Origin of the sequence: Shewanella sairae, assembly GCF_023283535.1 — a bacterium.
Taxonomy (GTDB): Bacteria; Pseudomonadota; Gammaproteobacteria; order Enterobacterales; family Shewanellaceae; genus Shewanella; species Shewanella sairae.
Map to the genome: position 1 here is coordinate 24,936 of NZ_JAKILT010000037.1, position 13,463 is coordinate 38,398.

Genomic DNA, 13,463 nt, shown 5'->3' on the forward strand with positions numbered 1-13,463 from the left:
CTGTAATTGTTTCAGAAAAGAATAGGCGTGCATTGCACGCCTATTTAGCGATTAACTTGGACTCGTTTCTACTTCTGTTTCATCTTCAAAAATTGCTTCAATGGGTATCGCAAATAATCGAGCGATTTTAAAAGCTAAAGGCAAGCTTGGGTCGTACTTGCCTTTTTCAATGGCATTGATGGTTTGGCGTGATACTTCTAGCTTTTCTGCTAAGTCAGCCTGGGTCCAGTCGCGCTCTGCTCGGAGCACTTTTAGACGGTTCTTCATCGGTAGTTAATCCTTCCTTTAATAATGCCTACCATGTAGGTCAAGGCCATCAATGCAATGAGATAAGCGGCATTGAGAGGAGGCACAATAGCGCCATTTTCTAAAATTGAATAGCTGGAAAAGCTGATAATGGTCACGCCCACAGATAAAGCTAAAGCCTCTAATTGCACTTTACGCTCCATTTCGTCGAGTTGGATTAAGAAGTGGCGATAACTGACCAGCATGGCAATGCCAATCAATGTGTGCAGGCTGAAGACGATAGCAAGAATGACACTGTTAAGTTGTTCACCTTCGGTTAGATAAGTGCTGAGCATTAAGGTGGCTGCCCACAATAGCGCTAATAAGTTCACGCGGTTGGCATTTTTTAGATCGCGTTTGGGTAATCCTTTAGCGCATATCGCATCGAGTATCTTCATGTGACAGTTCCTTGTGTTTTGGCTAGGTGTTTTATTCAATGTAAAGCTTACTTGACTTAAAACTTAGCTAAGCATGTAACCAAAGTCAAGCGTGCTTTACTTTAAGTTTGCTTGGCTTTACATGATGTGGACAAGGATAGAGTGGTATCAATATGTAATTCTTATTATTATCTCAGAGCACTTCTAGCCTCGAACTAAACAAAAAATCCCAGCCTAAGCTGGGATTTTTATTGGCAAAACGAGTCACACTCAATACAACAGGCTAGTTATTGTCTGAGCATTTTTGATTATGCGTTTGGGCCGGCGTCTTTAATTGAATCTGGTACCTGATATTTTTCAAAGTTTGCTTGGAAGCTTTCAGCAAGGTGCTGTGCAAATTCTGCATACTTAGCTTTATCTTCCCAAGTGTTAATCGGGTTTAGTAACTGGCTATCTACACCCGCCACGGCAACGGGTACGTGTAAGTTAAGTTTCTCTAGGTACTCAGTTTCAACATCTTTTAGTTCGCCCGACACAATAGCATCGACGATCGCACGAGTAGTTGGAATATTGAAACGTTTACCGATCCCGTGAGGGCCGCCCGTCCAACCTGTGTTTACAAGGTAAACTTGGCTGCCAAAAGATTCGATGCGCTTCATCAGTAGCTCAGCATAAACACCTGCGGGGCGTGGGAAGAAAGGTGCACCAAAACACGTTGAGAAGGTTGACTGAATTGCTGCTGTTGAGCCCATTTCAGTAGAGCCTACTTTAGCTGTGTAACCCGACAAAAAGTGATAAGCCGCTTGCTCTTTGGTTAGCTTAGATACTGGTGGTAAAACGCCAGACACGTCACAAGTTAAGAACACCACTGCGTGTGGCTCTGCACCGCAGTTATCGAGTTTACGTTGGGCAATATGCTCAAGCGGATAAGCTGCACGAGTGTTTTCAGTCAAGCTCGAGTTGGTATAGTCAGGTACGCGATTGTCATCGGTAACTACGTTTTCAAGCACGGTACCAAAGCGAATTGCATCCCAGATAACAGGCTCGTTTTTCTGGCTTAGGTCGATACATTTGGCGTAGCAACCGCCTTCAATATTGAATACGCCACCAGGTGCCCAGCCGTGTTCATCATCACCGATAAGAAAACGCTTAGGATCGGCTGAAAGCGTTGTTTTACCTGTGCCTGACAGGCCAAAAAATAACGTGGTGTCGCCATCTGCGCCGACGTTTGCCGAGCAATGCATCGGCAGTACGCCTTTGGCTGGCAGCAAGAAGTTTTGTACTGAGAACATCGATTTTTTCATTTCACCGGCGTATTTAAGGCCAGCTAGTAGCACTTTACGTTCGGCGAAATTAATAATTACAGTCGCATCAGAATGGGTTCCGTCGCGCTCAGGCACACATTCAAATTCAGGTGCGTTCATGATCTGCCACACTGGCTTGTCACTGGCGTTGAACGCTTGTGGCACGATGAATAAGTTACGTGCAAACAATTGGTGCCAAGCATACTGAGTGGTGACTTTAACGGGTTGGTAATGCTCTGCACTGGCACCTACTTCGAGCTCTGACACGAAAGTATCTTTATCGGCTAGGTAAGCTTCAACTCGCTGCCAAAGCGCGTTAAAAGCAGTGGCTTCAAAAGGCTTGTTAACCGGTCCCCATTCGATATCCGCTTCCGAGCTTGGCTCTTTGACGATAAAGCGGTCATTTGGAGAGCGACCAGAGCGTTCTCCAGTCTTAGCGACTAATGCTCCGTTTGCTGTTAGTTCGCCTTCACCGCGTGCTAACGCAAGTTCGACAAGTTGGCCTGTTGAAAGGTTGAGGTACTCGCGGTTTGATCCATCCGCCATAGGTAAGGTCTCCATCTTTGAGGTCATAGTCTGTTGCTGATCTTTAATGCCAGCTTTATGTATTAGCCGATTGTAACTTATGCTGCACACAATATGTGCGGATGATCAAAAAAAACGCTAAAAAGTGATTTGCAGATACAACTACTGACATCAAAGTGTGCTTAACCGATGGTATTATTGGTTGGTATTTGAATGTTAAGCATAAAAAAGGCGCCTTAATCGGCGCCTTTTATGTGGTTGTTTATTTATGTGGTTGTTTATTAATGCTTACTGAGTAACATCGTTGCTTGGTGCATTGGCGTAGATAGCTTCGATATCGATAGAATCGAAAATATACTTGCTGTTGCAGTATTCACAACCCATTTCCACTTTTCCTAGTTCAGCAATAATCGCATCGATTTCTTCTTTTGAAACGGTGCGGATTGCTTTAGCGCTGCGCTCTTTTGAGCAAGTGCATTTGAAAGTAACCGCTACAGGTTCGTATAGGCGTACTTCTTCTTCGTGGTATAAACGGTGTAAGACTTCTTCCGCTTCAAGGGTAAATAACTCCTCTTGCTTAACGGTTTCAGTCAGAATTGATAGGTGATCAAATTCTTCATTATGGTTGCCATCAGTTGGCAACACCTGTAAGAACATGCCTGCCGCTTGCTTAGTATCTGCAAATAGCTTGATTTTAGTCGGTAGCTGCTCAGACTGTTGGAAGTAATCTTCCAGACATTCCGCTAAGGTCTCTTTCTCTAGACCAACTACACCTTGGTAACGTTCGCCGTCATTAGGCGTTAGCGTAATGACCATATAGCCTTTACCAAACATCTGTTGCAGGCTTGCGTCATCAGCAATTTCGCCATCCCAACGTGATACGCCGCGAAGCTGTTGTAGGTTATTGCCGTTAATCACCGCAAGTGACACAGGGCCATCGCCTTGCAGCTGGATGCTTATGTCACCACTGAACTTTAGGGTTGCGGTTAATAGCGATGTTGATGCCATTAACTCACCCAATACTTTTTGAATAGCCAATGGATATTCGTGGGCAGAAATCACTTCTTGGTAGCTACTTTCTAGCTGTACTAGCTCGCCGCGAACGCTCGCGTTTTCGAATAAGTAGCGGTATAAATTATCTTTACTCATTTTCTCAGTCATAACAGTTTTCCAATTTTTAGCTTTCTTTAAAGCGCATTATTTGACGACGTTGCTTCTTATCCGGCTTCTGATCGGGAGCTGGGTTATTGAGAATGTTTAAACGTCGTTGCTCGGCATAGGTTTCTCTTTTAGCTATACTCTGCGGTGTTTCTTCATAAAGGGTTTGTGCTATAGACCCTTTTTGGCGATATTCTGACAGTTTTTTTATGACAATCTCTTTTTCGTCATATCCTTGTCGTAATCTAATTGTCGCACCTATTTCGGCAAATTTACTCGATTTGGTACGTTGGCCGTTATAGTGTACTTTACCACCGTTGATCATCTCTTTTGAGATGGCACGGGTTTTATAAAAACGTGCGGCCCAGAGCCATTTATCAAGCCTGACTTGTATTGCCGGTTGCTCGTTTTCGTTCATGAGCGACTCCAGTGGTAGTTTAACCTTTAGTAAAGTAGGGGGAACTTCACAAGCTCAGCAAGAATATACAAAACTTTACGCTCTAGCTGGCAGAATAGTGGCAGGCTTCACACCCTTTTTAGGCGCGTAAAGTTAGCATATTCGGTCAAATATCGCCAACATTGCTGCTGTTATAGGCTTGTTGCACTGAGCTGTGTGGGTTAGCATGAGTCCCGTTTTGCTAAATTATTATAATCAGAACAGAGACCTGTACAGAGGGTCCACATAAATATGGATTTATTAGATAAATTTTTAACCAAAGCGGCCGGAGTGCCCCAAAAGCCTGTTAGTACTGCAATATTTAGTCTTGGATTGATTATTGCTCTGTATTTGCTTGCGCAAATCACTTGGAAGCTCATTCCAGATAACTCCGATCCTGTGCGCTGGGTGCCAACCCCCGTCACTTCTAATTCTAGCGGCCAAGTCAATGTACTTGGTCTGCAGCAACTCTCTTTATTCGGTAAGCCAGATGCGCAAGGTACTAAACCCAAAGCTGCACCGGTTGAAGAGATTATTACCGATGCGCCTAAAACTTCGCTGTCGATTCAATTGACAGGTGTGGTTGCCTCAACCACTGAAAAGAAAGGCCTAGCGGTTATTGCTTCGAGCGGCAGCCAAGATACTTATAGCTTAGGTGATAAAATTAAAGGGACTTCAGCGTCATTAAAAGAAGTCTATGCCGATCGTATTATTATCACTAATAGTGGTCGTTACGAGACTTTGATGCTCGATGGCCTTGAATACAACACTAATGGCGCGGCGAATCAGCACCTGCAAAAAGCCAAGAGTGTATCGAAAGGTAAAACTATCGATAACCGCCAAAACCATGCGGTGGCTGCTGAACTGAGTCAGTCGCGTGAACAAATCTTGGCTGATCCAAGCAAAATTACAGATTACTTGTCTATCTCACCGGTGAAAAGTGGTGGCGAACTTGCGGGTTATCGTCTCAATTCGGGTAAAGACCGGGAACTGTTTAAGCAAGCTGGTTTCAAAGCAAACGATTTAGCTAAGTCAATTAATGGTTATGACCTAACGGATATGGGTCAAGCATTAGAAGTGATGGCGCAACTACCTGAGATGACTGAAGTTGCCTTAATGGTAGAACGTGATGGTCAGCTAATAGAAATAATGTTTAGTCTGCCAGAGTAATTTGAGCAGAAATAACAATAAAATTTGCAGTAATACACATAGGTATTTGCGGCAACGAAAGGGTTTAGGGGAAGTATAATAATGAATAATAAGCGGATTAGACGCAGACTAATCGCCGGTATGGTTATGGGAGCTTCTTTACTAGCGCCACAACTCGCTTGGTCTGAGCAATATGCGGCTAACTTTAAGGGCACCGATATCCAAGAATTTATCAATATTGTTGGTAAAAACTTGAACCGGACTATTATTGTTGACCCGACTGTTCGCGGTAAAATTAATGTACGTAGTTATGATCTACTTAACGACGAACAGTATTACCAATTCTTCCTCAACGTACTTCAAGTCTACGGTTATGCCGTTGTCGAGATGGACAACAACATTATCAAGGTTATTAAGGATAAAGACGCTAAAACCGCTTCTATCCGTGTTGCCGATGATAATGCGCCAGGCCTAGGTGACGAGATGGTTACCCGTATCGTCGCGCTTTATAATACTGAAGCTAAACAGCTTGCACCTCTATTGCGTCAGTTAAACGATAACGCCGGTGGCGGTAACGTAGTTAACTACGACCCATCAAATGTGTTGATGATCTCAGGCCGTGCTGCAGTGGTTAACAAGTTAGTTGAAATTGTGCGCCGTGTTGATAAACAAGGCGATACAGCTGTTGAGGTGGTTAAGCTTGAATTCGCCTCTGCGGGTGAAATCGTGCGTATTGTTGATACCCTTTACCGTTCAACAGCCAACCAAGCGCAAATGCCTGGTCAAGCCCCCAAAGTGGTTGCCGATGAACGTACTAACGCCGTTGTTGTTAGTGGTGATGAAAAGAGTCGTGAGCGCGTGGTTAAGTTGATTAAAAACCTCGATGCTGAGCAGGCCAATACTGGCAACACTAAAGTGCGTTACTTGCGTTACGCCAAAGCGGAAGATCTGGTTGAAGTACTAACCGGTTTTGCTGAGCAACTTGTTGATGACAAAGGTGCACCGCAAGCGGGTAGCGGCAGTAAGCGTCGTAACGAAATCAATATTATGGCGCACACTGATACCAATGCCTTGGTGATCAGTGCTGAACCTGATCAAATGCGTACCATCGAAAGTGTGATCAACCAGCTAGATATCCGTCGTGCACAGGTGCTTGTTGAAGCAATTATTGTTGAAGTGGGTGAAGGCGATGACGTTGGCTTTGGTGTGCAGTGGGCAACTGAAGCGGGTGGTGGTACCCAGTTTAATAACTTAGGTCCAACGATTGGTGAGATTGGCGCAGGTATCTGGCAAGCACAGGGTGAAGAAGGTTCTACGGTTTGTAATGACGGTACTTGTACTGAAAACCCTGATTCTCGAGGCGATATTACTTTGCTGGCGCAAGCTTTAGGTAAAGTCAACGGCATGGCTTGGGGCGTGGCTATGGGTGACTTTGGTGCACTTATTCAAGCGGTTTCTAGCGACACTAAATCAAACGTACTTGCTACACCTTCAATCACTACACTTGATAATCAAGAAGCCTCATTTATTGTGGGTGACGAAGTGCCCATTCTTACTGGTAGCCAAAATTCAAGTAATGGTAATAGTAACCCATTCCAAACCGTTGAGCGTAAAGAGGTGGGTGTTAAGCTAAAAGTGGTACCTCAGGTTAACGAAGGTAACGCTGTTAAGCTAACCATTGAACAAGAAGTCTCTGGTATTAACGGTAAAACAGGCGTTGACGTAACCTTTGCAACCCGTCGTTTAACCACCACTGTGATGGCTGATTCAGGTCAAATCGTAGTGTTAGGTGGTTTAATCAAAGAGGAAGTGCAAGAGTCGGTGCAGAAGGTACCATTCTTAGGTGATATTCCAATTATTGGTCATCTGTTTAAGTCATCTTCAAGCGGTAAGAAGAAAACCAATCTAATGGTATTTATTAAGCCAACCATTATTCGTGATGGTATTACCATGGAAGGCATTGCTGGCCGCAAGTATAACTATTTCCGCGCATTGCAGCTTGAACAGCAAGAGCGTGGCGTTAACTTAATGCCTAATACAGATGTGCCAATTCTTGAGGAGTGGGATCAAGAAGCCTATCTACCTGATGATGTAAACGAAGTGCTTAATCGTTACAAAGAGGGTAAAGGCTTAGATACACAGATGCGTCAAACCGATCCAACGCTAAAGAGCATTTCTAATAGCAAAGATAGTGATGCCGATGCGGCCGTGACAGATAAAGATTCTGCCAATGACTGAAAATCAAATTCAAGCCGATGAAGAGCTAGCCAAAGTTTCAAATGAGCTTGGGCGAGTTTCTGAAGAAGAGGCCGATCAGGTCTTTCATTCAAGCAGCAAAGAACGTTTGCCGTTTGCTTTTGCGCATCGATTTAAAGTGGCATTAGCGCCTAATGATGACGAACAGTTGTCGTTGTATCATGCGCAAAGCACGCCATTGAGCGCACTACTAGAAGTGCGCCGTTACTGTGGTAAAGAGCTACCGCTGATTAAGCTAGAAGACGCAGCATTTGAGTCGCGGTTAACTCAAGCTTATCAGGCTAATTCGTCAGAAGCGCAGCAGATGATGGAAGATATCGGTAACGAGATGGACTTGTTCACGCTTGCCGAAGAGCTACCGCAAACAGAAGATCTGCTTGAAGGTGATGATGATGCACCGATTATTAAGTTAATCAACGCATTACTCTCTGAAGCAATTAAAGAAGAAGCTTCTGATATCCATATTGAGACTTACGAAAAGCAATTAGTCGTACGTTTCCGTGTGGACGGCATTTTGAAAGAGGTACTTAAGCCTAACCGTAAGCTGTCATCGTTATTGGTATCACGTATCAAAGTGATGGCGCGTCTAGATATTGCTGAGAAGCGTGTGCCACAAGATGGCCGTATTTCACTGCGTATCGCCGGGCGAGCGGTAGATGTGCGTGTATCAACCATGCCATCGAGCCATGGCGAGCGTGTAGTGCTGCGTCTATTAGACAAAAATGCCGGTAACTTGGATTTAGAGCAGTTAGGTATGACGGAGTCTGTGCGCCATAAGTTTGATGAACTTATCCGTCGTCCGCACGGTATTATTCTGGTGACCGGCCCAACTGGTTCGGGTAAAAGTACCACCTTGTATGCGGGTCTTACTGAGCTAAATTCAAAAGACACTAACATTCTAACGGTTGAAGACCCGATAGAATATGAGCTTGAAGGCATTGGCCAAACCCAAGTTAACACTAAGGTCGACATGACATTTGCCCGTGGTCTACGTGCAATTCTACGTCAAGATCCAGATGTGGTAATGATTGGTGAAATTCGAGATCTTGAAACTGCACAAATTGCGGTACAGGCATCACTTACTGGTCACATGGTTATTTCAACCTTGCACACCAATACAGCATCAGGTGCGATTACCCGTTTGCAAGATATGGGCGTTGAACCTTTCCTTGTGTCTTCAAGTCTGCTTGGTGTGCTTGCGCAGCGTCTGATCCGTACCTTGTGTCCTAGCTGTAAGGAAGAGCACACACCGGATGATCGTGAACGTGAGTTACTCGGCATTACAGCTGACGATACGCGGGTGATTTTCCGCGCTAAAGGTTGTCAGGCATGTGGTCATAATGGCTACCGTGGTCGTACCGGTATTCATGAATTATTGGTTGTTGACGATAACGTGCGTGAGCTGATCCATACGGGTCGCGGTGAATTAGCAATTGAAAAGTATATTCGTCAGTCTGTGCCGAGTATTCGACATGACGGTATGAGTAAAGTGCTTGCGGGTAAAACTACCCTTGAAGAAGTGCTGCGTGTCACTCGAGAGGAGTAAGCCATGCCAGCATTTGAATATAAAGCCTTAGATAAAACCGGTAAACAGCAAAAGGGTGTGGTTGAGGCTGATACTGCCCGTCACGCTCGAACTCAGCTCAGAGAGCAACGCTTAATGCCACTGGAGATTACACCAGTGGTAGAAAAAGAAAGTAAGGCAAAATCTTCGGGATTGAGCTTTTTAAAGCGTGGTATTTCTACCGCTGAGCTCGCGTTGATCACTCGCCAAATCGCCACCTTAGTAGCAGCAGGCTTGCCTGTCGAAGAGGCGCTAAAAGCGGTGGGGCAACAGTGCGAGAAAGATCGTCTTGCCAGTATGATTATGGCTGTGCGTTCCCGTGTTGTTGAAGGTTATAGCCTTGCTGACTCAATGGCTGAGTTTCCACATATTTTTGATGAGTTGTACCGTGCGATGGTGGCATCAGGTGAAAAATCTGGCCATTTAGAAGTGGTGCTTAATCGTCTAGCAGATTACACAGAACGTCGTCAGCAACTTAAAAGCAAAATGACCCAAGCGATGATTTACCCAATCGTGCTTACCGTAGTAGCCATTGGTGTCATTGCTATCTTGCTTGCCGCAGTAGTGCCGCAGGTAGTTGGTCAGTTTGAGCATATGGGTCAAGAGTTACCTTGGACTACCGAGCTGCTAATAGCATCGTCAGATTTTATCCGTGATTACGGTCTAATTGTATTAGGCGTAATTATCGGCTTGTTCTTTATTGCTAAGCGCTTATTAGTCTCGCCGAAAAACCGCATGAAATACGACAGTATGTTGCTGCGTTTACCGGTGATCAGCAAGGTGAGTAAAAGCCTTAATACCGCACGTTTTGCCCGTACATTAAGTATCTTAACTGCCAGCTCGGTACCTTTGCTTGATGCAATGCGTATTGCTAGCGACGTATTGGTCAACGTAAGGGTCAAAGCGGCAGTTGAAGATGCAACATTGCGTGTGCGCGAGGGCACAAGTTTGGGCGCGGCTTTAGCCAATACCAAACTTTTTCCGCCAATGATGCTCTATATGATTACCTCTGGTGAAAAAAGTGGTCAACTTGAGCAAATGCTTGAGCGCGCCGCCGATAACCAAGACCGAGAGTTTGAGTCTAATGTGACGATTGCTCTTGGGGTGTTTGAACCTATGCTGGTTGTTAGTATGGCCGCAGTGGTTCTGTTTATTGTTCTAGCTATTCTTCAGCCAATTTTGGCGCTGAATAATATGATTAGTGGTTAATACTCACCGCTAGTGGCAACACAGTTGTCACGTGAAGCATGAGATTTTTAGTTTAAGGAATTTGTTAATGCAAACACGTAATAAGCAAAAAGGTTTTACCCTTTTAGAAGTCATGGTGGTTATTGTTATTTTGGGTATCCTAGCGTCTATGGTGGTACCTAACTTGATGGGTAACAAAGATAAAGCCGACCAACAAAAAGCGGTTTCAGATATCGTTGCATTAGAAAATGCGTTGGACATGTACAAGTTAGATAACAGCGTTTATCCAACTACAGAGCAGGGCCTTGAAGCCTTAGTGCAAAAGCCAACTATCTCGCCTGAGCCACGTAACTACCGTGCAGATGGTTACGTTAAGCGTTTACCACAAGATCCATGGCGCAATGACTACCTGCTTTTGAGCCCAGGTGAAAACGGTAAGTTAGATATCTTCAGCTCAGGTCCAGATGGCCAGCCAGGTACTGAAGACGATATTGGTAACTGGAACCTACAGAACTTCCAATAAGATGATCTTGCCGCGAACTAACTTAGCGCGCCAAACCGGCTTCACCTTAATGGAGGTGTTGCTGGTTGTTTTGCTTATGGGGCTAGCGGCAACGGCTGTCACCTTAGGTATGGGCGGTGCAGGCAAACAGCAGGCGCTTGAGCGCACTGCGCAACAGTTTATGTTAGCCACTGAAATGGTGCTCGATGAAACTGTGCTAAGCGGCCACTTCGTTGGCATTGTTATCGAAGACACCAGCTATAAGTATGTGTTTTACGACGAAGGTAAGTGGCAACCATTACAACAAGATCGTTTGTTGGTTGAGCGTGAAATGGAGCCCGGCGTTGAGATGGTGTTGGTGCTAGATGGCTTACCTTTAGTGCAAGAAGATGAAGAACAAGATTCGTGGTTCGATGAACCATTAATTGAAAAATCAGCCGAAGATAAGAAGAAGTTTCCTGAGCCACAAATTTTACTTTTCCCAAGTGGCGAAATGAGCGCGTTTGAGTTGTCATTTGTGAGCGAAGACGAAACGCAGCAGGATATTGAAGTCATGGTAGTGGGTGATTCACTTGGGCGTTTACGCATGGGCTTTGAAGATGAAGAAGTCTTATAACCATGTCGATTAAACAAAAAGGCATGACCTTGCTAGAGGTGATCGTAGCATTAGCCGTGTTCTCCATTGCCGCAGTGTCGATCACCAAAAGTCTTGGTGAGCAGATTGCCAATATGCCCATTTTAGAAGAGCGCACCATGGCGCAATGGGTGGCACATAACCAAATGGTTGATGCGCGACTGGATCCCAAGTTTCCTGAAATTGGTCGTAAAGACGGCCAAGTCGAACTGGCCAATCAAGAATGGTATTGGCGTAAAGAGGTCATTAAAACGACCGATGATAACTTTAGAATGATCCGCATTAGTATTAGCGATGATGAACGGTTTACTCGCACCATTGCTGAGGTGAGCAGTTATGTACTTAAAGCAGATTAAGGCGGCGCGCGGCTTTACGCTGCTTGAAATGCTTATCGCGATTGCGATTTTTGCCATGCTAGGTTTAGCGGCAAATACAGTGTTAAGCACAGTGATGAAAAACGATACGGCTACCCGAGAGTTTGCCACCAAGCTAAAGGCGATGCAGCAAGGTTTTGGGGTTATTGAGCGTGATTTGAATCAGATGGTAGCGCGTACACCAAGATTGCTTGAGGGTGGACGAGGCACCACCGTATTTCAAACTGGCAGTAATATGCTCGACTCGGAATCAGAGTCATTAGTGTTTTTTCGCTTAGGTTGGTTAAATCCTGACGGACTGCTGCCAAGAGGCAGCTTGCAGTCGGTGGCTTATGTAGTGATGGACGGCAAGTTACAGCGTTGGTATTACCCATACCCTGAGCCTGAGTTTGGTGCAGAGCCGATTAAAACCATGATTATGGATAAAGTCATTTCAGTTGAGTACGCGTTCTTTGCCGATGATAAGTGGGAGCGAAAAACTGACGCGACCAAGCTGCCAAAAGCCATCGCAATCGAAATTGAATTTGAAGATATCGGTAAGGTTCAGCGCAAGTTTTTAGTTCCCCAAGGCGCGCTTGCTGGCAGTAATGATGGCAGCAACAACGACGGTAATAATAACGGCGGCAATAACAAGGATAATGACGACTCTAAGCCTGATGACGACAACGGCCAAGGTGGGGGAGAGTAATTATGCCTTCTAAACAACGTGGGGTCGCTCTTATTGTCGTGTTGCTGATTGTGGCTATGGTGGCAATTATTGCCACTAACATTACTTCGCGTAATCAGTTATCGGTTCGACGCACTTTGAATATGGCGCAGTACGATCAAGCTTTTTGGTATGCCATTTCAGCTGAAGAGATAGCTAAAAAAGTACTGAAACAAGATTTAGAAGATTCAGATACTGTGCATTTGCAGCAGTATTGGGCCTTGGCCGATGTAATATTTCCAGCCGAAAAAGGTGAGATTGCTGGCAAGATTAGTGATATGCGCGCCTGCTTTAACGTTAACTCGTTATCGGCAGAGAGCGAAAAAGTGGAAAATGGTCAGCCCAAACTACCATTGCCAGCGGTGCAGTTTAAAGGTTTATTGGTTGCATTAGGCATGGATGAGTTTGCCGCTGAGCGCTTAGCGCACACGCTTAAAGATTATATCGATGAAGATACTGTGGCAGGGCCTTATGGCGCTGAAGACGCCGAATATGAGTCGCGTAATGTGCCTTATCGCGCAGCCAATACCTTGATGAGCCATAAGAGTGAATTGCGGGCCGTGATGGGCTTTACCCAAGATGTGTATTTGAAGTTAGCACCGTATGTGTGTGCTATTCCGGGTAATACCACCCAGGTGCTGAACGTTAATACTGTGCCTGTTGAGCACGCAGCGATACTCGCGGGCATGTTCGATAACAAGATTTCTGTTGGTGAAGCTGAAAGTATCATCAATCAGCGACCGATAGATGGTTACGATAAAATTGATGAATTCTGGGAGAACTCATCAGTGGCATCACTCGCGGGGGACGCCAAGCTTAAGTCGAGCTTTGGGGTAACGAGTAAGTACTTCCTCCTCGATGCCGGCGCGAAAGTTGATACCGCGGTATTTAGGTTAGAAAGCGTGCTTTACGGCGACAGTAAAAAATTAGAAGTGTTATCTCGCCAGTTTGGTGGGCAAAAATAACAACAGTCCTTTAATTGAAATTAGAGAGACTCGTGGAGAT

The 13,463-nt window shown here is 45.0% G+C and carries 14 protein-coding genes; 9 read left to right on the forward strand and 5 right to left on the reverse strand.

Going from position 1 to position 13,463, the window contains the following annotated elements; genetic code table 11:
* Positions 1 to 51: 51 nt before the first annotated feature.
* The 5 genes from L2748_RS15250 to hslR all read right to left on the reverse strand — a co-directional run bounded on the left by L2748_RS15250 (position 52) and on the right by hslR (position 4,067).
* Positions 52 to 267, reverse strand: a complete 216-nt coding sequence (locus L2748_RS15250) for a helix-turn-helix transcriptional regulator (protein WP_220780938.1) — start codon at positions 265 to 267, stop codon at positions 52 to 54.
* Entirely contained in the window at positions 264 to 683 is a 420-nt protein-coding gene (locus L2748_RS15255; RefSeq protein WP_220780939.1) for a hypothetical protein, read from the reverse strand. Before L2748_RS15255 ends, L2748_RS15250 begins: the two co-directional genes overlap by 4 nt.
* Before the next feature lie 287 nt (positions 684 to 970).
* On the reverse strand, positions 971 to 2,527 hold the full coding sequence (locus L2748_RS15260; protein WP_220780965.1) for a phosphoenolpyruvate carboxykinase: 1,557 nt from the start codon (positions 2,525 to 2,527) through the stop codon (positions 971 to 973).
* 252 nt (positions 2,528 to 2,779) lie between these two features.
* A complete protein-coding gene (hslO, locus tag L2748_RS15265) occupies positions 2,780 to 3,640 on the reverse strand; it encodes an Hsp33 family molecular chaperone HslO (protein ID WP_220780966.1) in 861 nt (286 codons plus the stop codon).
* Positions 3,641 to 3,668: 28 nt separating this feature from the next.
* Entirely contained in the window at positions 3,669 to 4,067 is a 399-nt protein-coding gene (hslR, locus tag L2748_RS15270) for a ribosome-associated heat shock protein Hsp15 (RefSeq protein ID WP_220780940.1), read from the reverse strand.
* A gap of 270 nt (positions 4,068 to 4,337) precedes the next feature.
* Between hslR and gspC the strand changes: the two genes are divergently transcribed.
* From gspC to gspK, 9 genes are all read left to right on the forward strand, one after another.
* Positions 4,338 to 5,255: a type II secretion system protein GspC gene (gspC, locus tag L2748_RS15275; RefSeq protein WP_220780941.1), complete on the forward strand. Its 918-nt coding sequence runs from the start codon at positions 4,338 to 4,340 to the stop codon at positions 5,253 to 5,255.
* Positions 5,256 to 5,336: 81 nt separating this feature from the next.
* Entirely contained in the window at positions 5,337 to 7,472 is a 2,136-nt protein-coding gene (gspD, locus tag L2748_RS15280) for a type II secretion system secretin GspD (protein ID WP_220780942.1), read from the forward strand.
* Positions 7,465 to 9,036, forward strand: a complete 1,572-nt coding sequence (gspE, locus tag L2748_RS15285; protein WP_220780943.1) for a type II secretion system ATPase GspE — start codon at positions 7,465 to 7,467, stop codon at positions 9,034 to 9,036. Before gspD ends, gspE begins: the two co-directional genes overlap by 8 nt.
* A gap of 3 nt (positions 9,037 to 9,039) precedes the next feature.
* Entirely contained in the window at positions 9,040 to 10,263 is a 1,224-nt protein-coding gene (gene gspF / locus L2748_RS15290) for a type II secretion system inner membrane protein GspF (protein WP_220780944.1), read from the forward strand.
* A 67-nt stretch (positions 10,264 to 10,330) separates the two neighbouring features.
* On the forward strand, positions 10,331 to 10,765 hold the full coding sequence (gene gspG / locus L2748_RS15295) for a type II secretion system major pseudopilin GspG (protein ID WP_202723570.1): 435 nt from the start codon (positions 10,331 to 10,333) through the stop codon (positions 10,763 to 10,765).
* 1 nt (position 10,766) lies between these two features.
* The gene (gene gspH / locus L2748_RS15300; RefSeq protein WP_220780945.1) at positions 10,767 to 11,360 is read left to right on the forward strand and encodes a type II secretion system minor pseudopilin GspH; all 594 of its coding nucleotides are present in this window, start codon (positions 10,767 to 10,769) and stop codon (positions 11,358 to 11,360) included.
* A gap of 2 nt (positions 11,361 to 11,362) precedes the next feature.
* On the forward strand, positions 11,363 to 11,734 hold the full coding sequence (gene gspI / locus L2748_RS15305) for a type II secretion system minor pseudopilin GspI (RefSeq protein ID WP_220780946.1): 372 nt from the start codon (positions 11,363 to 11,365) through the stop codon (positions 11,732 to 11,734).
* Complete coding sequence (gene gspJ, locus L2748_RS15310) at positions 11,715 to 12,440, forward strand: type II secretion system minor pseudopilin GspJ (protein WP_220780947.1); 726 nt, start codon at positions 11,715 to 11,717, stop codon at positions 12,438 to 12,440. Before gspI ends, gspJ begins: the two co-directional genes overlap by 20 nt.
* Before the next feature lie 2 nt (positions 12,441 to 12,442).
* Positions 12,443 to 13,423 (forward strand): type II secretion system minor pseudopilin GspK, encoded by a 981-nt coding sequence (gene gspK / locus L2748_RS15315; protein ID WP_220780948.1) that lies wholly within the window; start codon positions 12,443 to 12,445, stop codon positions 13,421 to 13,423.
* Positions 13,424 to 13,463: the final 40 nt, after the last annotated feature.